The organism is Micromonospora sp. RL09-050-HVF-A, assembly GCF_019374995.1.
In the GTDB taxonomy this organism is placed as follows: domain Bacteria; phylum Actinomycetota; class Actinomycetes; order Mycobacteriales; family Micromonosporaceae; genus Micromonospora; species Micromonospora antibiotica.
The window spans coordinates 4,437,323-4,457,674 of record NZ_JAGKQP010000002.1; the positions used below are offsets into that span (position 1 = coordinate 4,437,323).

16 protein-coding genes and 1 pseudogene are annotated in these 20,352 nt (G+C 69.4%); 5 read left to right on the top strand and 12 right to left on the bottom strand.

The annotated features are described in order from the left end of the window. Nucleotides 1-37: 37 nt before the first annotated feature. Nucleotides 38-1,777, top strand: coding sequence for a hypothetical protein (locus tag J7462_RS19450; protein WP_219465360.1), 1,740 nt, complete (start codon nucleotides 38-40; stop codon nucleotides 1,775-1,777). A 186-nt stretch (nucleotides 1,778-1,963) separates the two neighbouring features. Here J7462_RS19450 and rplI read toward each other — a convergent pair whose 3' ends face one another. The 4 genes from rplI to rpsF form a co-directional block, all read right to left on the bottom strand. Further along, the gene (gene rplI, locus J7462_RS19455) at nucleotides 1,964-2,410 is read right to left on the bottom strand and encodes a 50S ribosomal protein L9 (RefSeq protein ID WP_208565147.1); all 447 of its coding nucleotides are present in this window, start codon (nucleotides 2,408-2,410) and stop codon (nucleotides 1,964-1,966) included. A gap of 14 nt (nucleotides 2,411-2,424) precedes the next feature. Beyond that, nucleotides 2,425-2,664: a 30S ribosomal protein S18 gene (gene rpsR, locus J7462_RS19460; protein WP_007073789.1), complete on the bottom strand. Its 240-nt coding sequence runs from the start codon at nucleotides 2,662-2,664 to the stop codon at nucleotides 2,425-2,427. Between the two features lie 41 nt (nucleotides 2,665-2,705). Beyond that, nucleotides 2,706-3,242, bottom strand: coding sequence for a single-stranded DNA-binding protein (locus tag J7462_RS19465; RefSeq protein WP_208565148.1), 537 nt, complete (start codon nucleotides 3,240-3,242; stop codon nucleotides 2,706-2,708). Nucleotides 3,243-3,321: 79 nt separating this feature from the next. Further along, a complete protein-coding gene (gene rpsF / locus J7462_RS19470; protein WP_067301247.1) occupies nucleotides 3,322-3,612 on the bottom strand; it encodes a 30S ribosomal protein S6 in 291 nt (96 codons plus the stop codon). Between the two features lie 540 nt (nucleotides 3,613-4,152). On the opposite strand from rpsF, the gene J7462_RS19475 reads away from it, so the two are divergent. Together J7462_RS19475 and J7462_RS19480 are read left to right on the top strand one after the other, a co-directional pair. Continuing rightward, the gene (locus J7462_RS19475; RefSeq protein ID WP_208565149.1) at nucleotides 4,153-4,935 is read left to right on the top strand and encodes a deoxyribonuclease IV; all 783 of its coding nucleotides are present in this window, start codon (nucleotides 4,153-4,155) and stop codon (nucleotides 4,933-4,935) included. Between the two features lie 243 nt (nucleotides 4,936-5,178). Continuing rightward, complete coding sequence (locus J7462_RS19480; protein ID WP_308290955.1) at nucleotides 5,179-7,323, top strand: hypothetical protein; 2,145 nt, start codon at nucleotides 5,179-5,181, stop codon at nucleotides 7,321-7,323. A gap of 36 nt (nucleotides 7,324-7,359) precedes the next feature. On the opposite strand, the gene J7462_RS19485 is transcribed toward J7462_RS19480, so the two are convergent. From J7462_RS19485 to J7462_RS19510, 6 genes and pseudogenes are all read right to left on the bottom strand, one after another. Next, nucleotides 7,360-7,806: a hypothetical protein gene (locus J7462_RS19485; RefSeq protein ID WP_219465362.1), complete on the bottom strand. Its 447-nt coding sequence runs from the start codon at nucleotides 7,804-7,806 to the stop codon at nucleotides 7,360-7,362. Between the two features lie 32 nt (nucleotides 7,807-7,838). Further along, nucleotides 7,839-10,058, bottom strand: coding sequence for a GDSL-type esterase/lipase family protein (locus J7462_RS33370; protein ID WP_219465363.1), 2,220 nt, complete (start codon nucleotides 10,056-10,058; stop codon nucleotides 7,839-7,841). 5 nt (nucleotides 10,059-10,063) lie between these two features. Then, nucleotides 10,064-10,289: pseudogene (locus J7462_RS19495) on the bottom strand (helix-turn-helix domain-containing protein); the annotation flags it as partial. A 323-nt stretch (nucleotides 10,290-10,612) separates the two neighbouring features. Further along, complete coding sequence (locus J7462_RS19500; protein ID WP_219465365.1) at nucleotides 10,613-12,112, bottom strand: glycosyltransferase family 87 protein; 1,500 nt, start codon at nucleotides 12,110-12,112, stop codon at nucleotides 10,613-10,615. Nucleotides 12,113-12,289: 177 nt separating this feature from the next. After that, nucleotides 12,290-15,217, bottom strand: coding sequence for a transglycosylase domain-containing protein (locus J7462_RS19505; RefSeq protein ID WP_219465366.1), 2,928 nt, complete (start codon nucleotides 15,215-15,217; stop codon nucleotides 12,290-12,292). Between the two features lie 197 nt (nucleotides 15,218-15,414). Continuing rightward, nucleotides 15,415-15,861, bottom strand: a complete 447-nt coding sequence (locus J7462_RS19510; protein WP_219465368.1) for a DUF5318 domain-containing protein — start codon at nucleotides 15,859-15,861, stop codon at nucleotides 15,415-15,417. Between the two features lie 175 nt (nucleotides 15,862-16,036). Here J7462_RS19510 and J7462_RS19515 point away from each other — a divergent pair, with 175 nt between their 5' ends. Beyond that, on the top strand, nucleotides 16,037-16,678 hold the full coding sequence (locus J7462_RS19515; RefSeq protein WP_208565153.1) for a PadR family transcriptional regulator: 642 nt from the start codon (nucleotides 16,037-16,039) through the stop codon (nucleotides 16,676-16,678). A 17-nt stretch (nucleotides 16,679-16,695) separates the two neighbouring features. Beyond that, nucleotides 16,696-17,775, top strand: a complete 1,080-nt coding sequence (locus J7462_RS19520) for an inositol-3-phosphate synthase (protein ID WP_208565154.1) — start codon at nucleotides 16,696-16,698, stop codon at nucleotides 17,773-17,775. A 156-nt stretch (nucleotides 17,776-17,931) separates the two neighbouring features. On the opposite strand, the gene J7462_RS19525 is transcribed toward J7462_RS19520, so the two are convergent. Both J7462_RS19525 and J7462_RS19530 read right to left on the bottom strand, forming a co-directional pair. Continuing rightward, nucleotides 17,932-18,327, bottom strand: coding sequence for a peptidase inhibitor family I36 protein (locus J7462_RS19525; RefSeq protein WP_219465371.1), 396 nt, complete (start codon nucleotides 18,325-18,327; stop codon nucleotides 17,932-17,934). Nucleotides 18,328-18,761: 434 nt separating this feature from the next. After that, nucleotides 18,762-20,330 (bottom strand): hypothetical protein, encoded by a 1,569-nt coding sequence (locus J7462_RS19530; protein ID WP_219465372.1) that lies wholly within the window; start codon nucleotides 20,328-20,330, stop codon nucleotides 18,762-18,764. Nucleotides 20,331-20,352 lie beyond the last annotated feature (22 nt).

Genomic DNA, 20,352 nt, shown 5'->3' on the forward strand with positions numbered 1-20,352 from the left:
GATTGCACTTTCGGTTGAGAAGGGTCACGCTCCGGCCGTGAGTTACCGGGACTGGGAGCGCGGGGAGGGCAACCCGCGCGAGCGTCAGCCGATCGCCCCGTGGGACGACCTCGGCGACCCGGTCCTGTCAGCTTCACACTCCTCGACGGACCGCTACCGCACGCCGAGCCGCCGCCGGGCGGTCGAGCGTGGCCAGGATGAGCCCGTCGACGCCTACCTGCCCCGGTGGGCGGTCGAGTCGGGGATCGCCCACGCCGACGGCCGTGGCCGGCACGCCGCCCCGGACGACGAGGACGACGACGCCCCTCCGGTCTCCGGGGTGGGTCGTCGTGCCGCCAGACGGCGGCGGGAGAGCGAACGGCGGGAAACCCGCGCCATCGCCGCGGCCCCCGAGTCCGACCACACCCGGGAGTGGACTTTCGACCGCCCGCAGGATCAGGGGTACGTCGGCAGCCGGCGGGCGGACACCGATGAGGGTGCGCCGGTCTCCGGGGCCGCCCCGACGGCCCGCCCGCGGCGGTCGCCGTCCCGCCGGCCCGAGGTGATCTGGTCCGGCGGTGACGACTCCGACCTGCCGGTGGAGGCCGTACCCGAGCAACCGCCCCGGCGACGGCGGCGCAACACCGACGATTCGTGGGCCCGGCCGTTGACCGACCCGGGAAGCCGTCCGGCGAGCGACCCGTGGAGCCGTTCCGCCGAGCCGGAGCCGGAGTACCGGCCTGCGGTGGACCCGTGGGACGCGTCCGGCGTGCACAGCTGGCAGAGTCCGGTGGTCGACGACCGCTGGGAGCGTCCCGGCGGGGCGTCGCGGTGGGAGCAGAGCGACGACACCGGCCAGTGGGACCGGTTCACCGACACCGCGCAGTGGGACCGGACGGACATCGGCCGGTGGGGTTCGGTGACCGCGGATCGTGACGAGGTCGGCCGCCGGGACACGGGCGGTGTCGGCCGGTGGGGTTCGGTGACCGCGGATCGTGACGAGGTCGACCGCCGGGACACGGGCGGGATCGGCCGCCGGGACACCGGCGGTGACGACCGCTGGGGCCGGGACGACGCCGACCGGTGGGACGCCGACGGTGTCGGCCGCCGGGCCCGGGACGACGTCGACCGGTGGGAACGGTCGGTGCCACCCCGGTCCTCGCAGCCGGTGACGGGTGGCGAGGGCTGGCCGTGGGGTGAGCAGCCGGAGGGGTTCTGGTCGGGCACCCGGCTGGCCGGCGACGATCCCCGGTGGATGGACCCACCGACCTCGGCACCCCGCTCTCCGGTGGTGGGTTACACGGCACCGAGGCCCCGGCCGGTGCCCCGGCGTCGGGCCGAGCCGGCGTCGGGCCGGTCGGTGGCGACGGCCGCACTGCGGGACCGGATCGGATCGGTGGGTGCCGGTTCGTGGAACCGCCGCCTGGAGGACGACCTGCTCGACCCGGACCCGGGTGGCCCGCTGCGCCCGCTGGTCTACACCGCCGCCTGCTACCTGGTGCCGGCGGTGCTGGTGTTTCTGTGGCTGTTGACCCTGGACGGTCAGCCGCCGGCCGGCTGTGTCACGGACATCAGCGGCGGCGGGTGTGAACCGCCCCGGGCGCACGCCTTCGGTTCCCTGGTCGCGGGGGCACCCCGGTTCGGGCTGTCGCTGCTGAGCAGTCTGGTGGTGGCGGTCCTGCTGCGCCGGGTGGGGACGACCTGGCGGCCGGCGACGGTGGCGTTGGCGGCGGCGGTGGTGGGTGGTGGCCTGTCCACCGTGTTGATCAGCGCGATCACCGGTCAGCCGATCGGCTGACCTGCGCGGCGCTCCCGGCGTCGGTGGCGCCGCGCGGTGCCACCGAGCCTGGCTCCGGGTGTTGTGCGGTCGACGGTTGCCGGGGGTGAAGGGACGCCGCCGCAGAGCCCCGGGCCGTCGGTGGACATGACTTGGCCCGCACCGGGTGCCGGTGCGGGCCATGTCGGGTGATGCTGTGCGGTGAGGTCAGCCCTGGACGACGTTGAGGTCGAACTTGGCGGACACCTCGGGGTGCAGCTTGACCCGCACCGGGTAGGCGCCGGTCGACTTGATGTGACCGGGCATCTCCAGCCGACGACGGTCGAGGACCGGGCCGCCGGCCGCCTTGACGGCGTCGACGACCTCGGCCGGGGTGACCGAGCCGAAGAGCCGGCCACCGTCGCCGGCGCGGACCTTCAGGTTGACCTTCAGGCCCTCAAGCTGGTCCTTGACCTCGGTGGCGTGGCCCAGGTCGCGGATCTCCCGGGCCGAGCGGGCCCGCTTGATGACCGTGACCTGCTTCTCCGCACCCTTGGTCCAGCTGATCGCGAAGCCCTGCGGCAGCAGGTAGTTACGGCCGTAGCCGTTCTTGACCTCGACGATGTCGCCGGGGGCACCGAGACCGGAAACTTCCTGGGTCAGGATGATCTTCATGTCGGTGCCTCCTCTCAGCGGGCCGTGGCGGTGTACGGCAGGAGCGCCATCTCACGGGCGTTCTTGACCGCACGGGCGATCTGCCGCTGCTGCTGGGAGGTGACCCCGGTCACCCGCCGAGCGCGGATCTTGCCGCGGTCGGAGATGAACTTACGCAGCAGCGCGGTGTCCTTGTAATCGATATAGGTGATCCCGTCCTTGTCGAGCGGGTTCACCTTCTTCTTCGGCTTGCGAAGTGCCGCAGCCTTGGCCATTGCACGTGCTCCTGGTTTACGATCGCGGGCGCTCGGCGCCATTAGAACGGTGGCTCCTCATCAAAATTGGCGCCCGAACCACCGCGCGAGGAGGGAGCCGGAGCAGCAGAGGCCCAGGGGTCGTCGAAGTTGCCTCCGCCGCCGCCCTGATTGCCACCGCCACCGGAACCGAAGCCACCGCCGCCACCACCGGAACGCGACATCTTCTGCACCTTCGCCGTGGCGTAGCGCAGCGACGGGCCGATCTCGTCGACCTCAAGCTCGATGACGGTGCGCTTCTCACCCTCGCGGGTCTCGTACGACCGCTGACGCAGCCGACCCGAGACGATCACGCGGGCGCCCCGCTGGAGCGACTCGGCGACGTGTTCCGCCGCCTGCCGCCACACGGTGCAGGCCAGGAAGAGCGGCTCGCCGTCCTTCCATTCGTTGGTGGTCTTGTCCATGAACCGGGGCGTCGAAGCGACCCGGAACTTGGCGACCGCCGCACCCGACGGGGTGAACCGCAACTCGGGGTCATCGGTCAGATTGCCGATGACCGTGATGGTGGTGTCTCCTGCCATGACCAACTCCTCGCGCACTCATCGTTGCGTCGTACAGACTCGCAGAGCCGTACGACATCACCGACGAGGCTGATCCGGGCGAACCGGGGTTGAATGCTTAGCGCATCTCCGGCCGGATGACCTTGGTGCGCAGCACGGACTCGTTGAGCCGCAGCTGGCGGTCGAGTTCGGCCACCGCCTCCGGCGTCGCCTGAAGGTCGATGACGGCGTAGATGCCCTCGGCCTTCTTGTTGATCTCGTACGCGAGGCGCCGGCGGCCCCACACGTCGGTCTTCTCGACCGAGCCACCCGCGGTCCGGATCACGTTCAGGTACGTGTCGAGCGAGGGTGCGACGGTGCGTTCCTCGAGGCTGGAGTCGAGGATCACCATTACTTCGTAATGACGCAAGACGTGCTCACCTCCTGTGGGCTAGGCGGCCACGGTCCTTCCGTGGCAGGAGGTCGTGCGTCGTGCCCGTCCCGGAGCGGGGGAACCCGACCGGACGCGGACAACCGGACCAGAATACCCGGCCCCGACGATCATGCCCGGGCAGGTCGACCCGACGGGGTGACCCGGCCGGGCAGGAAGGGCGACAGGGGCCCACCGCGACACCCGAAGGCCGGCGGTGGACCCCTGTCCACGGGGCCGCGGGGCGTCCCGTCCGCATTCCTTGGGTGGGACCTGGGGAGGAACGACCACACCGATGAGGTTGGATCGAGGACACCCCGCGGAGCTTCATCCTGTTGTTATCTGACGGTACAACGGCAATCGTCACGTGATAGCCGAATTGCAGCTATTCGTCCCACTGCCCTACCTCGGTCAACGATCGCCGCGGTCACCGGGTGACGCCACGCACCCTGCGACGCGGCGGACCGGGGCGGCGGGACGGCGCGACTTGCCCGCGACCGTCACCAGCCGGCGTCGGGGACGGGACGTAGGCTCGCCTGCATGCGTATCGGAGCCCACGTCGACCAGGCCGACCCGCTGGCGGAGGCGGCCACCCGTACCGCCGAGGCGGTGCAGTTCTTCCTCTCCGACCCGCAGGGCTGGAAGGCCCCGAAACCCCGGGAGGACGCCGACCGGCTGCGCGCCGCCGACGTGGACCTCTGGGTGCACGCCCCGTACGTCATCAACGTGGCCACCCTCAACAACCGCATCCGCATCCCCAGCCGCAAGCTCCTGCTGGCCCACGCCACTGCGGCGGCGCAGCTCGACGCCCGGGGGCTGATCGTGCACGGCGGCCACGTCAATGCCGGTGACGACCTCGCCGTCGGCTTCGACAACTGGCGCAAGACCTTCGCCTACGCGGCCGACTCCGGTGGCTTCCCCGTGCCGGTCCTGATCGAGAACACCGCCGGCGGCGACAACGCCTGCGCCAGGCGGCTCGACGCGCTGGCCCGGCTCTGGGACGCCCTCGGTGACTACGAGGTGGGCTTCTGCCTCGACACCTGCCACGCGTACGCCGGTGGCGAGGAGCTACTCGACCTGGTCGACCGGGTGAAGGCGATCACCGGCCGGATCGACCTGGTGCACGCGAACAACTCCAAGGGCGGGTTCAACTCCGGGCAGGACCGGCACGACAACCTCGACGGCGGCACCATCGACCCGGAGCTGCTGGTGGCGGTGATCCGGGCGGCGGACGCCCCGGTCATCGTGGAGACCCCCGGCGGGGCGACCGGTCAGGGTGCCGACATCGCCTTCCTCCGTGGGCAGCTCGGCACGGGGGCCTGAGCGCCGATGACCACCAACGCGACGGGCGGCAGCCCACCCCCACGGCAGACCGGCGGCACGGACCCCACCCCCGGGTCGCCGCAGGACCGGCCGGCACCCGACGCGCGGGACAGCTCGGAGCCGGGCAGGAACGACCCGCCCCCGGCCACCGGACCCGACCCGCAGCCAGCCGGGTCGGGCGGTGAGCCGGCCGGGTCGGGCGGTGAGCCGGGCGGACCCGACTTGCAGGCCGACGGAGCCGGCGTGGAGCCCGCCGAGGGCGGCCCGGTAGCCGACGAGAGCCGGGCCGAGGGTGGGAGGGCCGGCGGCGGGAAGGCCGGGGCCGACCCCGGGCCGACCGGGGCGAAGGCCCAGCCGGCCGGGACGACCACGGAGAAGGCCGCAGCGCCGACCACGGTGGCGACCGACCGGGCCGGCACACCGACCGCAGTGGCAGCCGACCAGGGCGCGACGATCGCGGTGGCAGCCGACCAGGCCGGCACGACGATCGACCCGGCTGCGAAGCCCAGGACCTGGAAAGACCGGCTCAGGAGAAGCAGGGCCGGGAAAGACGAAGCCGGGAAGAGCCGGGGTGACGGGCCGGCCGGGGGCGAAGCGGAGCAGCAGGAGCCGGCGGCCGAGGCCGATCCGTGGACCTCGTTCGCGCCCGCGCCCGAACCGGTGCCCGGCCGCCCCGTCCGGGCAGCCCACGCCACCGGCCGGTTCCTGGTGCACGAGTGGACGCTCGCCGTCCTCGGCTCGCTCACGCTGGCCGTGGGGATGACCTGGCCGACCCTGCGCTACCCGCTCTACACGCTCCCCCAGGACTACTGGGACCCGAGCCTCCAGGCCTGGCAGATGGCCTGGTCCGGGCATGCCCTGCGGACCGACCCGGGGCAGCTGTTCCAGTCCAACACGTTCTTCCCGGAGCCGTGGAGCTTCGCCTTCTCCGACATGCTGCTCGGGTACGCCCCGGTCGGTCTGCTCGGCACCGGCCCGGACGCCGCCGTGCTCCGCTACAACATCATGTTCGTGCTGGCGCACGCGATGGCCACCTTCGGGGCATACGTGCTGGCCCGGCAGTTGGGCGCGGGACGGATCGGGTCGGCCGTCGCCGGGGTCAGCTACACGTACGCGCCGTGGCTGCTCGCCCAGGCCGGTCACCTGCACATCGTCTCCAACGGCGGTATCCCGTTGGCGCTGGCCATGCTGGCCCGGGGGCACGGCTGGTCGCTGCGGCACGGCTACCGCCCCGAACGCCGCCGGGTCGGCTGGGCGTACGCCGGGTGGGCGGTCGCGGCCTGGCAGCTCAGCCTGGGCTTCGGCATCGGCCTGGTCTTCGCGTACGTCCTCGCGGTCATCCTGCTGGTCTCGGCGGTGGTGTGGTTCTGGCGGCGGCGGCAGGGGCGGCGGCCCTTCGGGCGGCGGCTGTTCGTGGCCGACCTGGTCGGCGGGCTCCTCTTCGCCGCCGTCGGCGCGCTGCTGGCGGTGCCGTACTTCAAGGTCGCCGAGCTGCACCCCAACGCGGAACGGACGATCGGCGACATCGGTGTCTACTCACCACCGGCGAGCGGCTTCTTCACCGCGCCCGGCGAGTCGTGGATCTGGGGTGGGTTGCACGAGGGGGCGCGGGCGGCGCTGCCCTGGCATCCGGAGATGACCCTGCTGCCGGGCTTCGTGCTGTACGCGCTGGCGGCCGGCGGGCTGTTCCTCTCGGTGTGGCGGCTGCGGCACCGGCTGTTCATGCTGGCCGGGGTGCTGGTCACCATGGTGCTGGCGATGGGCACCCGGTTCTTCGACGGCACCTTCACCTATGCGCCGCTCTTCGACCACCTGCCGGGCTTCAACGGTCTGCGTACGCCCGGTCGGATGATGCTCTGGACGACGCTGCTGCTCGGCCTGCTGGCCGCCGGTGCGGTGAGCGCCTTCGCCCAGCGGGTCCGCGAGCTGAGCACCGAGCGGGTGCCCTCCCGGCCGTCACCGTGGCTGCGCGTGGCCACCCTGCTGCCGCTGCTGCTGGTGGTCGTGGAGGGGTTGAACACCACACCGCACCCGGTGGTGCCGGAGCAGCCGGCGGCGATGCGCACGGTGGACGGTCCGCTGCTGGTGCTGCCCAGCAGCCAGAACCAGGACCAGCCGGTGATGCTCTGGTCGACCAGCCGCTTCCAGCAGGTGGTCAACGGCGGCAGCGGCTTCACCCCGAAGCAGCTCGACGACGTCCGTCGGGTGACGGCGGCCTTCCCCGACCAGACCAGCGTCGACTACCTGCGCACCCTCGGCGTACGCAACGTGGTGGTGCTGCGGGACCAGATCGTCGGTACGCCGTGGGAGGTGACGGTGGATGCGCCGGTCGAGCAGTTGGGCATCACCCGTCAGCAGGTCGGCAACGCCGTCGTGTTCCGTCTCTGAGCACCTGCTCCCGTCGGCACGGCACAGCGGAGGCTTCTAATCAGTGAGCTTCACGATTCGGCGGTCGGACCCGTCGGGGATCCCGGGGCAGGCGGTATCGGTCATCGTCACCTGAGGGTCCTTCTCGGCGACGCCGGCCAACCGCACACAGAGCCGGACGTGAACCTCGGCGGCGACGAATCCACCGCCGTTGGCGGTCCCGTCGTAGTAGACGTCCACTTCCAGCCGCTCATCAGGGGAGGACCGGCTGGCGAAGACCGTGCCGAAACGTTCTGTGGTGCCCACCGACCCGGCCAGAGCGGCCAGCTGGCCTGCCGGGTCACGCTCGGCAGTGTGCGGGTCGGCGAGGACTGCGACAGCGGTACGCCGGGCCAGTTCGGCGCGGGACCGCACCGAGTCGGTCGCCGTGTCGACCGCCCGCGCCTCGGAGTCGAGACCACAGCTGGTGAGGCAGAGCAGGGCGGTGCCGGCGAGGAGGAGCATCCTCCCCACCGGCACCGCTCGGAAAGCTCTGATCACAGGCCCATGAAATCGACGACGACGTGATTCATCACCGAAGCATAGCGGTTAGAGCCGCCTAGGTTGGGATGGAATGATTGCTGCGAAATGCCGTACTTGTTCCAGCTTTCCGGCAGCTCGTCCAGTAACTCCCCATTCTCGCCCGGAGTCAGGGTGTAAACCACCCTGTGGATTTCCTCCGTCTGAGCACAGACACCATGACCGGAGAACGCAAAGGTGGGATCACCGAAATAAGTGGGGATGCCCTCCGAGCTGGCTTCAGTCGTGGCGAGGCCCATTACCGAAGCCAGCAGCATGGCCGTGTTATTCAACCACTTCCGCTCCCCGTCGCTGATCTCGGGCATGCAGAGTGGCCCGGTGTCCTCGAACAGCTTCGGATAGCCCATTAGCATGATCTGCGCACTTGGCGCCTTCTTGTGGATCTCTCGTAATACTGTTTTGATGGACTGCTTCACTGGCCCCTCGATGTCTGCCTTGACCTGCGCAGCAAGCGGCTTGGTGTCACCGGGATAGGTGTCGGTGTCGCAGTTAAAGCTGTTCAGGAAACAGAACTGGAGCACATTGGCGAAGCGGGCATCATTACCGCCGATCGACAGTGTCACCAACGTGGTGTTCTCGTCCAGAAAACCTCGGTCGAGCTGCGACATCTCACCTGAATGGTATTCGGCCGCCTCGCCCCACGCATTCGTCGGCAACGGCTGCCCGGCTGGGACGGTGTAGCCGGGAAGCAGCTGCTCCGTCTGAGCACCGGAACAGGCGAGGAACTGATAATCCAGGTTCGGATCCCAACCGTCCGAACGGGAGCCGATGCTTGACGTACTGTCGGAGAATTTCGCCAACCGGGACCAGGCGGACCGGGACCGGTGGCAGACGTCCTGATAGCGAACCTCGTCGTTGACGATCTGCTTGTAGTCGGTCTCCCGGTAATAGTCGGACCCGTTCGAGCTTGAGACCCCCTCACCCGACGAGTACGAATCACCCAGAGAAACGACCTGGTGGCGGGGCTTGGCTGTCAACTTCTGGATCGCGATGGCATCCCACGCCACATCCTCGTCCCCGGTTCCGTCATACGCGTCGTTGGTCAGCCGCACCTTCGGCGTTCCGGTGAACTTGAACACCCCGAGCGACACCCATTGATTGCTCTGCACCCGTTGCAGGACGACCCGCTTCTTACCAGCCCCGAATCCCTGCCCGAGGTCGATCTCGTAGGTGGCTTGCCGGGTGTGCGCGCCGTGATCCGGAATATGCACCATCACCCGCGCCCAACCGGTGACCGCCTGGTTGAGGGTCCAGGTGCCAGCGACCTTCATCTTGCCGCCCAGATCACCTGGAGCCCAGGTATGGGCGAACCAGAAGTGTCCACCGAAGCCACCACCGATCTGATGGAAGTCGACCTTGGAGGGCAGATTTCCCACGGAGTCGGTAGCGAAGCTCAGCCCGAAGGTGCCGGAATTGGTCCAACTGTTCGTACAACCCGCACGGACGGGTGGAGTACCCCCGGGCACATCGTCGATCACCAGGCTGCCCGTCGGCAGGCCGGTCAGATCACACTTCGGCAGATAGGTTGTCGCGTCGTCCTGGTATGCGTAGCCGGGATCGAAGCGCAGCACCTCATTGCCGAGCTGACTGCTCCCCTTCCAGTTGACCGATTTGTGGAACCAGCACACCAGGTCGTACTTGCCTGCCGCGTTGCGATGCGCACACGGCCCGGCCGGCTCACCCACCACGTCCGGATCGTCCGGGGTGTGCAGCTCCCCAGGATGACAGTCGTTGGACGCGTCACAGAACAAGTTCACCGGCGGCTTGACCTTCTCCCGGTCCTCGACGGTGCTCCACCAGGCAGCCCGGAAGCCGGCCACGAAGGTATCCGGCCCCTCCAGCAGGTTCGGCGGATGCCCGGCGAATCCCAGCACCTTCTCCTGATAGGGCCAGAACTGCGGCTTGGCCGCGTCGGCGTAGCTGTCTTCAAGGAACGGTCGGCGGTCCGGCCGGTACCGCGGGTTCGCCGGATTGTTGCCCCAGCCGAGACCCCATGGCTCGCCGGTGCCGAGGTTGGGATGCAGGCCCGAGTTGTACGCCCAGAGGGCGTAGAACCAGTTCTCCAAGCCGGCGGGGTTCCCGTCGTTGATGATCAACGAGGCGCTCCGGGTCTGGTTCCACTTGTCCTGAAGCACACGCAGGCCCGCCGCTACATTCGCGGCGAAGTCGAGCGCCACCGCCCGCTGGGCATGTCCGGGAACTCCGCTAACAATGCCCTGATCTGCGGCTCGACGGCATCCACGATCGAGCCCTTCGCCGCCCGCCGATACCGCGGCGGCCCATCACTGGCCAGGGCCTTTCTTCACGGTGTTGCGAGACATCCTCAACCGCCGTGCGATGGCCTGGATCGCCATGCCCTCCGACCGCCGCAGCCGCCGGATCTCCGCCCAGTCCTCCACGTTCAGCACCTCCCGATGCTTCAGGAGGTGGTCCCGATTCAGCCGGAACCACGTGGTCAGTTTTCAGGCGGAGCCGACACTCGGACGCCGGAATGCAGATCGTTGGTCGTAAGCGCGGCATCATCGGGCGAAGGAATCACAGCGGATGCGGAGGCGGCGGAACCAGTGCAACAGTGCGGTGGCCTACTCGACGACTCATCGTCGTGCGCCGAGGCCGCAGCCGTGGCCGACGCGGCGTCGGGCGATGGCAGGTGGGAGATCCAGGCCGCCATCCACAAAGCCCTCCTCACGCTCGCCTGCGAGAAGCGTCTCTCAGGTAGGACACCGCTCCACTACCGATCCTGCACGACAGCCCGGAGTTCGGTTCTTCCCCGGAGCTTGGCCAGCCAGGGAGCGTCGGGGGCACCGTCGAACACGCCGCCGTCCGGGTCGTCGAGGTAGGTCTGGCGCACCGCGTCCCGCTCCGGGTGCAGGATGTCCTTGACGATCAGGACGCAGAGCACCACCACCGTGCCGAGCCGCAGCGACGAGGCGAGCACGAAGACGCCCTCGGGGAAGACCGGCCGACTGGTGGCCGAGCCGAGCAGTTCGCCGTAGAAGGCGACGAAGTAGCACACCTCGGCGAACTGCCAGGCGAGGAAGGCCCCCCAGCGGGGTCGGGCGAGCACCGCCAGCGGCAGCAGCCAGAGCACGAACTGCTGCGACCAGACCTTGCTGAAGATCAGGAAGGCAGCCACCACGAGGAAGGCGAGCTGGGCCAGCCGGGGCCGGCGGGGTGCCCGCAGGGTCAGCACGGCCACGCCGATGCAGGCCAGCCCGAACAGGGCGTACGACAGGTTGTTGAGGGTGGGGATGTTGCCGTTCAGCCACTGGAACGGGCCCTGGTCGCCGGGAGCGCCGGTGTTCACCTTGCCGTCGAGGTACCGCCCGATGTACCACAGCGTGCCCCAGTCGATGGGCCGTGTGGTGTTCAGGTCGAAGAACCGCCCCCAGTTGTCCGGGTAGCGGATCGCCGTCGGCAGGTTCACCGCGACCAGCGCGACCAGGCCGGTGGCGACGGCGGTGAACGCGGCCCGCAGCCGATTCGCGCGCAGGCCGAGGATCAGGATCGGGCCGAGCAGGAACAGCGGCCACATCTTCGCCGCACCGCCCAGTCCGAGCAGGATGCCGGCCAGTACGGGTTGTCGTTTCGCCCAGGCGGCCAGCCCGAGAGCGGCCAGCCCGATGGCGAGGAAGTCCCAGTTGACGGTGGCGGTGAGGAACAGCGCCGGGGCCAGCGCGAAGAGTGCCGCGTCCCAGGGTCGTCGGCGGCGCAGGGCGAGGATCACCGCGGCGGTGGCGACAGCGAGCGCGCTGAGGGCCAACGCGTTGGCGTTGTAGAACCACCGGCCCTGGTTGATCGTCGGGTCGTCGACCCCGACGGCGTGCACCGGCAGGCCGAGGGCGCCCATCATGTAGCCGGTGAGCACCGGGTATTCCACCGGGTGGTCCCGGTAGGGGACCTTGCCCTCGTGCAGGCCCTCGGCGTAATAGAGGGCCAGCACGTCGGTGTAGCACATCCGGGTGTACTGGATGTTGTTCTGCCAGGCGCCGTTCTGGCAGGGCGCCTTCTGCACCCAGTGCAGGGCCAGGGTCAGGCAGGCCAGGGCCAGCACGATCCGGGCCGCCGTCCAGAACCGGCTCTCCCGACCGGCGGGCCGGTCGACGGCGACGGCGTGGTCGCCGAGCGGCCCGCCGATCGCCTCGGAGACGCCCCGGACGAAGCCGTCCGATCGGGACGGGTGGTCGCTGCTCCCGGCGTCGTCGATGCCGGTCGTCGGCTGGGTGCTCATGAGAATGCATCCTGCCCTATGAATGGCTCTCGGACGAGCAGCATGTTCCGCCGGCGGCCCGCTTAACCCCGCGCGGACCGCCCCGGTGGGGGCCTGCCGAAAGACGCCGCTGCCGGCGATCCGCAGGTCTGCGGGTCGCCGGCAGCGGCATAGACGCTCGTCGGTGTGCTGGTCAGCTCAGTCCCGGGTACGCGGGGTGGGCAGCAGTCCGCCGCCGTTCCCGCCGTTCTGGCCGGGGAGGTTCTGGTTGGGTGGGGTCGGCGGATCGCCGCCCTGGTTCCCTCCCTGGTTACCACCCTGGTTGCCGCCCTGGTTCCCACCTTGGTTGCCGCCCTGGTTGTTGCCGCCCTGGTTCCCGCCACCGAGAAGGCACTGCAGGTCGGTCGGGGCGCAGTTCTGGCCGTTCGGGTTCGGCGGTGGCGGCGGGGGCGGGGGCGGGGTGCCGTTGCCGGACTCCGGGTCGCCGACCTTCGCCGCCGGTGGGAAGTCCAGCTTCTCCTCGCCCTTGAGGGCGCCGTTCATGACCCGTTCCCAGATCTCGCCGGGCATGGAGGAACCGGTCATGTTGGCGCCGTTGTTCAGCTTGATCGCTTCCCGCTTGCCCTTGTTGCCCACCCAGACGGCGGTGGCGAGCTGCGGGGTGTAGCCGACGGTCCAGGCGTCACCGTTCTGGGTGGTGCCCTCCTTGAGCTCCCAGGTGCCGGTCTTGGCGGTCGACTTCCGGCCATCGGCCAAGGTGTGGTTGATCCGGCCCGGGTAGGCCTCCAACACGTCGGTCACGTCGGCGACCACGTCCGGGTTGATCCGCTTCTGCGGCTTGAGCTGCTCGCCGCCGAGCTTCTCCCACTTGCCGGTCTCCTTGTTCTGCTTCTCGGCGGAGATCAGGAAGTGGGCCTTGTTGTAGATGCCCTTGTTGGCGAAGGTGGCGATGCCGTTGGCGTGGTCGAGCACGGTGATCGGGTACTGACCGTAGGCGACCACGTGGTAGAAGGGGTCGGGCGCAAGGTCGGCGGCCTTCTCCTTGGTCAGGTCGTGCCCCTTGGGCGGGCTCACGTTCGTCTGCCACATCATGCTGACGCCGGCCTTGGCCGCCATGTCAACGATCTTGTCAGGCCCGATATCGAGGCTGACGTGGTAGAACGGCACGTTCAACGACTGCAGCGTGGACTCCCGCAGCGTGCAGGAGTCCCCGCACTTGGGGTTGTCGGTGCCGGCGTTGCTGACCCGGAACTCCACGCCCTCCGGGGTGAACGCCCGGCCCTTCCAGCGCGAGTCGACGGACTTGCCCGCCTCCAGCGCCGCCGCCAGCGTGTAGATCTTGAAACTGGAGCCGGGCGAGTGCCCGCCGGTGATGTTGCCGTTGGTGTCGGTGTTCGTGCCGGCGTAGTCGGTGCCGGTGCCGTCGTCCCCGCCGTAGTAGCCGAGCACCCGGCCGTTACGCGGGTCGATGGAGACCACAGCGGCCATCAGGTTCTTGCGCGCGCCGTCCAACTCGGAGCCCTTGGTGCCGCGCTGGGCGGCGCTGGTGACGGCCTTCTGCACCTTGTTGTCGATGGTGGTCCGGATCCGGTAACCACCCTCGCGGAGCATCGCCGAGCAGCGCGGCTTGCGCTCGGTCACCTCGGCGTCGTTGTCGGTGCAGAGCTTCTTCTCCCGCATCTCCGCCGAGACGTAGTTGATGACGTTGCCGATCGGGGTGTTGACGCCGAACTTGACGCCCGACCGGGACTCCTTGGGGGTCTGCAGCGTCTTCGTCGGGTACTCCGTCGGATGCGCCGGCCGGCCGGGGGCATCGACCCAGCGCATCTCGATCATGTTCTTGATGACGTAGTCCCAGCGGTCCTTGGCCTCGGCGGGGTTGAGCGCCGGGTCGAAACCCTTGTGGGTGGCGCTCGGTTCCGGCTGCTTGATCAGGGCGGCGAGCACGGCGGCCTCGGCCACGTCGATCTTCGAGACCGACTTGCCGAAGTAGGTCTGCGCCGCCGCCTCGATGCCGTACGCGTTGCGGCCGAAGTAGATGGTGTTGAGGTAGTGCTCCATGATCTGTTCCTTGGTGAACTGATCGTTGAGCTTGGAGGCGACGATCGCCTCCTTCACCTTTCGCGCGTACGAGTCGTCCTGGAGGTTCTCGTAGGCGTTGCGGGCGTACTGCTGGGTGATCGTCGAGGCGCCCTGCTTGTCGCCGTTGGAGAGGTTGTTCCAGGCGGCGCGGGCGATGCCCTTGTAGTCGACACCGGCGTGCTCGTAGAAGTTCTTGTCCTCCGCCGCCGCCACCGCGTCGCGCATGTGCTGCGGGATCTGGTTGATCGAGACGAAGGTGCGGTTCTGCTCGCCCACCTTGGCGATGACCGTCTTGTTGTCGCTGGCGTAGATGGTCGTGGCGAGCGGCAGCTTGATCTGGTTGGGCAGCACCACGGTGGTGGAGTAGTAGGTGAAGCCGACCACGCCGAGGCCGGCGAGCATGATGAAGACCGCGAAGCCGGCGATCAGCAGGTTGATCCGCTTGCGCCGCTTGGCCTTCGCCATCGCGTCCGGGTCACCCGGGCCGCGTCCACGCCCACCGCCGGCACCACCTCCGTAGCCGCGACCCGGCCCGTTCGGGCCGCCCGGCCCACCCGGCCCGCCGCCGCCGACCGGCGCGACGCCGGCCCGCGCCACCGAGGCGCGACCCGCGGAGCCGACCGAGGCCGCGCCGACGCTGGCCCGGCCGGCGGAAGCCGTCCCGACGCTGGCCCGCCCGGCCGGTCCGCCCGCCGGGGAGACCGGCACCGAGGCCCGACCCCCGCCACCCCATCCCGGCGAGGCCGGGGAGACCGGCACGGAGGCCCGACCCGGCCCGGCCGGGGAGACCGGCACCGAGGCCCGGCCCGGGGTAGCCCGGCCGACGGGGGCCGCGCCACCTGTCGCGCGCGGCGGGGGCACCGCCGCCGAAGCCCGCCCGGTGGGCGCGGCACCGCCGACCGAGGCCCGGCCGGCCGGGGCGGCACCCCGGTCGTCACCGCCCCATCGGGGGTACGCGTCGTCCGCCCCCGGTCCGGGGCCGCCGTTCGAACCCGGTACCTGGGCCCGCGCGCGCGGGGAACTGGGATCGCCGTACGAGTTCATTCCTCACACCCTGCCGGTCGCGGTGGGACGCGGGGGCGCCACCACCGGGTTGCCGTGAGCTGACACACGCGCCATGAGGCCGGCGATGAGCCGGGTGCGCGCTGCAAATTCCACATCATTCGGGCCAATCGGGCCGATGGGCCGCCGGTCGCGGTGTCTGTGTCGTACGACACCCGAGTCGACCGGATCAGCCAGGTTCACCGTTGCGCCTCTCGCCTTCGCTCCTGCCGGGCGGCGGCGGCGGACTCCGCAGCGCCCTGTTCCGGACCGCCGTCGGCCAGCCCGTCCCCGCCGAGCAGGAACTGCTCGACGAGGTGGTTCCAGTCACAGCCGAGGCACACCTCCACCACGAAGACCTGAAACTCACGCAGCGTCATCGCCAGCGCGGGCAACTCGGCCAGCGTGCGCGCCTGGCCGGCGGACTGCCTGAGTTCGTCCCCGTAAATGTAGTGGACGTGGGTGAGGTTCTCGCTCCGACAGATCGGGCACCGCTGTTCGGTCGGTTCCCCGTGGAACCGGGCCGCGTTCTTCAGGTAGGGCGAGGCGTCGCACACGTCGTACGTGCCGATCCGCCCGGCGAGCACGTCACGCAGCACTGCTCGCTTCTGCAGCGAGTAGTCGACCACCTGACGAGACGTGCGCATGCGGCAAAGGGTACGCGTTCCGATCGGGTGGGGCGACCACCGTCACGATCCGTGCACGGGCTGGCGCAGAACGGGGGTTTGCCCTGACAGCGGGGGAGGTACTAACGTGCGATGTATCGGTCCGATACATCGAGGCGGTTAATCAGCCGCTCCGAGGGTAAGGAAAGGGTGGCCCGTGCTCGAGCTCGCCATCCTCGGCCTCCTGCAGGAGGCCCCGATGCACGGCTACGAACTCCGCAAGGAGCTCACCGCCAAGCTCGGCGCCATCCGGGCGGCGATCAGCTACGGCTCGCTCTACCCGACCCTGCGCAGGTTGCAGGCGGCGGGTTGGATCACCGAGGCCGCCGACGCACCGGCCACCGCCGAGGAGGTTCCCGCACTGACCAGCCGACGAGGTCGGGTGGTCTACAAGATCACTGCGGAGGGCAAGGAACGCTTCGCCCAACTGATCGCGCAGGCCGGGCCCGAGACGTACGACGACACGGGCTTCGGTGTGCACTTCGCGTTCTTCGCCCGCACCGACCAGGCGACCCGGCTGCGCATCCTGGAGGGTCGCCGCCGCACGATCGAGGAGCGTCGCGAAGGACTTCGGGACGTGCTGGGCCGGGCGGCCGAGCGTCTCGACGCGTACACCCTGGAACTGCAACGCCACGGCCTCGACGCCTGCGAGCGCGAGGTCCGCTGGCTGGAGGAGCTCATCGCCAACGAGCGCTCCGGCCGTGCCCCGACAGTCCCGCGACCCGGGACGGCCGGCGGTCCACGAGACAACAACAGCCCGCCTCCGCCTGGAGAGTCCAGGAATGAGCGGCCGTCATGAAGAAGGAGGCAGACGCTATGGGCTCCGTCCGCGTCGCCATCGTCGGTGTGGGTAACTGCGCCTCGTCCCTCGTGCAGGGCGTGGAGTACTACCGCAACGCCGACCCGAACGACCGCGTCCCGGGTCTCATGCACGTCACCTTCGGCGACTACCACGTATCGGACGTGGACTTTGTCGCGGCGTTCGACGTGGACGCCAAGAAGGTCGGCATGGACCTCGCGGAGGCGATCGTCGCCAGCGAGAACAACACCATCAAGCTCTGCGACGTGCCGCCCACCGGCGTCAGCGTCCAGCGCGGCCCGACCTTCGACGGCCTGGGCCAGTACTACCGCGAGATCATCGAGGAGTCCGACGCCGCGCCGGTCGACGTGACCAAGGCGCTGCGCGACGCCCAGGTCGACGTGGTCGTCTGCTACCTGCCGGTCGGCTCCGAGCAGGCCGCCAAGTTCTACGCCCAGGCCGCGATCGACGCCGGCTGCGCCTTCGTCAACGCGCTGCCGGTCTTCATCGCCTCCGACCCGGAGTGGGCGCAGAAGTTCACCGACGCCGGCCTGCCGATCGTCGGTGACGACATCAAGAGCCAGGTCGGCGCCACCATCGTGCACCGCGCGCTGGCGAAGCTGTTCGAGGACCGGGGCGTCGAGCTGCTGCGCACCTACCAGCTCAACTTCGGCGGCAACATGGACTTCATGAACATGCTGGAGCGCACCCGGCTGGTCTCGAAGAAGATCTCGAAGACCCAGTCGGTCACGTCCCAGATCCCGCACGAGATGGTCAAGAGCGACGTGCACATCGGCCCGTCGGACCACGTGCCGTGGCTGGACGACCGCAAGTGGGCGTACATCCGCCTGGAGGGCCGTTCCTTCGGTGACACCCCGCTCAACGCCGAGCTGAAGCTCGAGGTGTGGGACTCGCCGAACTCCGCCGGTGTCATCATCGACGCCGTCCGGGCCGCCAAGATCGCCCTGGACCGCAAGGTCGGTGGCCCGATCCTCTCGGCCTCCTCCTACTTCATGAAGTCCCCGCCGGAGCAGTACGCCGACCACGACGCGCACGCCGCCGTCGAGTCCTTCATCAAGGGCGACATCGAGCGCTGACGCGCCGACCACCGCACCGTCGAGGGCCGGGTCCGTGCGGACCCGGCCCTCACGCGTTCGGTCCACCATTTCCAGGTACGGCGACAGCCGCCGGCAGAAAGGTCCGCCCGGCAAGGTCGCGCCGGTTCCAGGATCGACCCGAAGGGCTGTCCGTGTTCAACAGGCCCGGTAGACCTTGTCCGCCCTGTTCTGCTTCGGATAGACATCGCTGATGGATCTCTTCGAGACGCTCACCGTGAAAAGCGGAGTTCCGTTGCTCTCGTAGAACGTCACCGAACCGCTTTTCAGGTTGTAGTAGACCGCTTCCGTGCGGTTCTGCCAGCCCCAGGTGGCCAGGTTCTGCCAGCCGCAGTCGGACAGCTTCCCGTAGGGGGTGCCGAATCGCACGTCGTCGTAGAAGCAGAACCACCCGTCCGGGCAACTGGGGGCGGCGAGCACACCTGGCGAGGTTCCCGATGCCGCAGCCGCAGGGGTCGCGGCCGAGAAGCTGCCGAATATGATCAGTAAATTGATCATCACGCCGGCCAACAGGCGGCGAACGGCACGGATCATGGTGGCTTCCCTCCCTCGGTCGAGCGACAGCAGGGCAGGCCAGGAGCAATCGATGAACGCTCTGAGATCGAGCGGCGACGCTCAGTGACGCCCGTTGGCTCAGGGTAGAGTCGCGCCACGAATGATCGCCAGACCGGAAGGGAATTCTGATCGGCCGTAGGACGGCTGCGATCATCGATTTCCGCTAAACTGTTTGCCGCCCCGGATCGGGCGGATCAGTTCCGTCGCCGGCGATCAAGGGCATGACCATGTGGGATCGACCCGTGGGCAGCAGATCATCGGCACCATCCGTGCCGGAAACCGTCACCGTCGGCGTCATTCTTCACATGGCGCATTCCCGGTTCGCCTTTTCGGGCCGCGTTTCTGACACCTCGGCTCGACGGTACTGCCGCCCGGGGGGGTTCGCAGAAGACCCACCCTCCCCGGGCGGTTGCTCAGTCGCGCCCCTTCCTCAGCTCGCAGTCCACGAACGTGGTTCCGGATTCGACCACCGGCACCGGCGACTCGGGACGTACGGTCTGCTCGTGGAACAGAAGCGCACCGCGAGCAGGGTCGATGACGAGCGTGTCCCGGGTGCCCACAGCATTCTTCGCGGCTTCGCCGTCGATGCTGAACGCCAGTCCCTGCCGACCTGTCGCGTCTATCAACCAGTCACGGAACACCAGACCAGGCAGACCGGCCAGCACCCGCAGGAGCGCCGCTCGTTGTGCGGAGCCGAGGCAGTGCTCCTTGTTGAGGTTGGCTATCCCCCGGAGCACGGCCAGCGACTCGGCCGTTGATCCCGGCTCGGCTCCCTGATCGACCAGGAGCTGCCGGCTGAGTTCCCGGGGGTCCGTCGACGGGTTCGGGACCCGCAACCGGGTCAGCGCGGAGGCAGTGCACTGCGTCGGCTCAGGCTCCCTCCGGTGGTCCGCGTGGATCAGCGTGCTGGACTCGCAGTCCTGCCCGTCAATGACGGTCCTCCGGAACTCCCGTTCCTCGTAGGCGTCCACCTCGGACGAGGTGGTCGTCCGGGAGACGACCAGCCTGGTGAGCACCGCATCCTCCCGGGCGATCGCCGACTGCGGTGTGACCACAATCCGCTGGTCCAGCACGAAGACCTCGTACCGACCGTCCGGCGCCTCCTCCACCACCGGACCACCGGCCCGCTCGTTGTCCGGCGCGACCCGGTCGCGCCTGCGGTCGGCCGTCGCCATGCCCAGGAGAACCAGGGAAACGGCGGTCAGTGCCACCGCCGCCAGCATGTGCCACCGCCGCCGGGATGGTCGCACGATCGAGGGCCCAGGAGTCCCCTCGGCCGCCGCACCCGAGGCGATCACTGCGTCTGCCGCCCGGGTCGATGCGACGAGCGGATCAGGCAACGGGTCCCGCGGTTCCGTCTGCTGTTCGCCGAGGCGATCGGCCAGCGCACACCAGGCGCGGACCTGGCTCTCGTGTGCACCGAGGCAGAGGACGAGGTAACCCAGCGCATCCGGACCGGGGTCGACCTCACCGGCCAGGATGGCGTCAACCTGTGCTCTTCTCGGCACCGGACCCGACAACGCGCCCTTCAGTCGCTCCCCACTCACCGCGTCGAGCCGCCGTTCGAGTTCCTCGTCGGTCAGCCGCTGCTCCGCCCTGAGCCGACGCAGCGCGACGAGCAGGCCTGACGACGAGGCGATGCGGCCGTCCGGCTCGAACCGCTCGGCGGCCTCAACTGCCTCCTCGCGAAGTCGTCGCCAGTCGCGCGCGACCTCGTCGGTGACGCCGATACCGACGAGGAAGGCGTCCAACACACGCGACGTGGGGATCCTCCGACCACTGAGGTTCTCCGACAACGTACTCGTGCTCACGTCGCCCTTGCGCGCCACGCGTTTCATGGGCGGCTCACCAGCGGCCAGGTACGCGTCACGCAGCTTCTGAGCGAGTTGGGCGGCCGGGCCGAAGCCCACCACCGGGTTCAGCGGCCGGCCCGTCCTCTTGGTTGTCCCGTGTTCGGTCGGCGGTGCCGCCGGGCTCTGCACTCTCGTTCTGACCTTCCTGCGC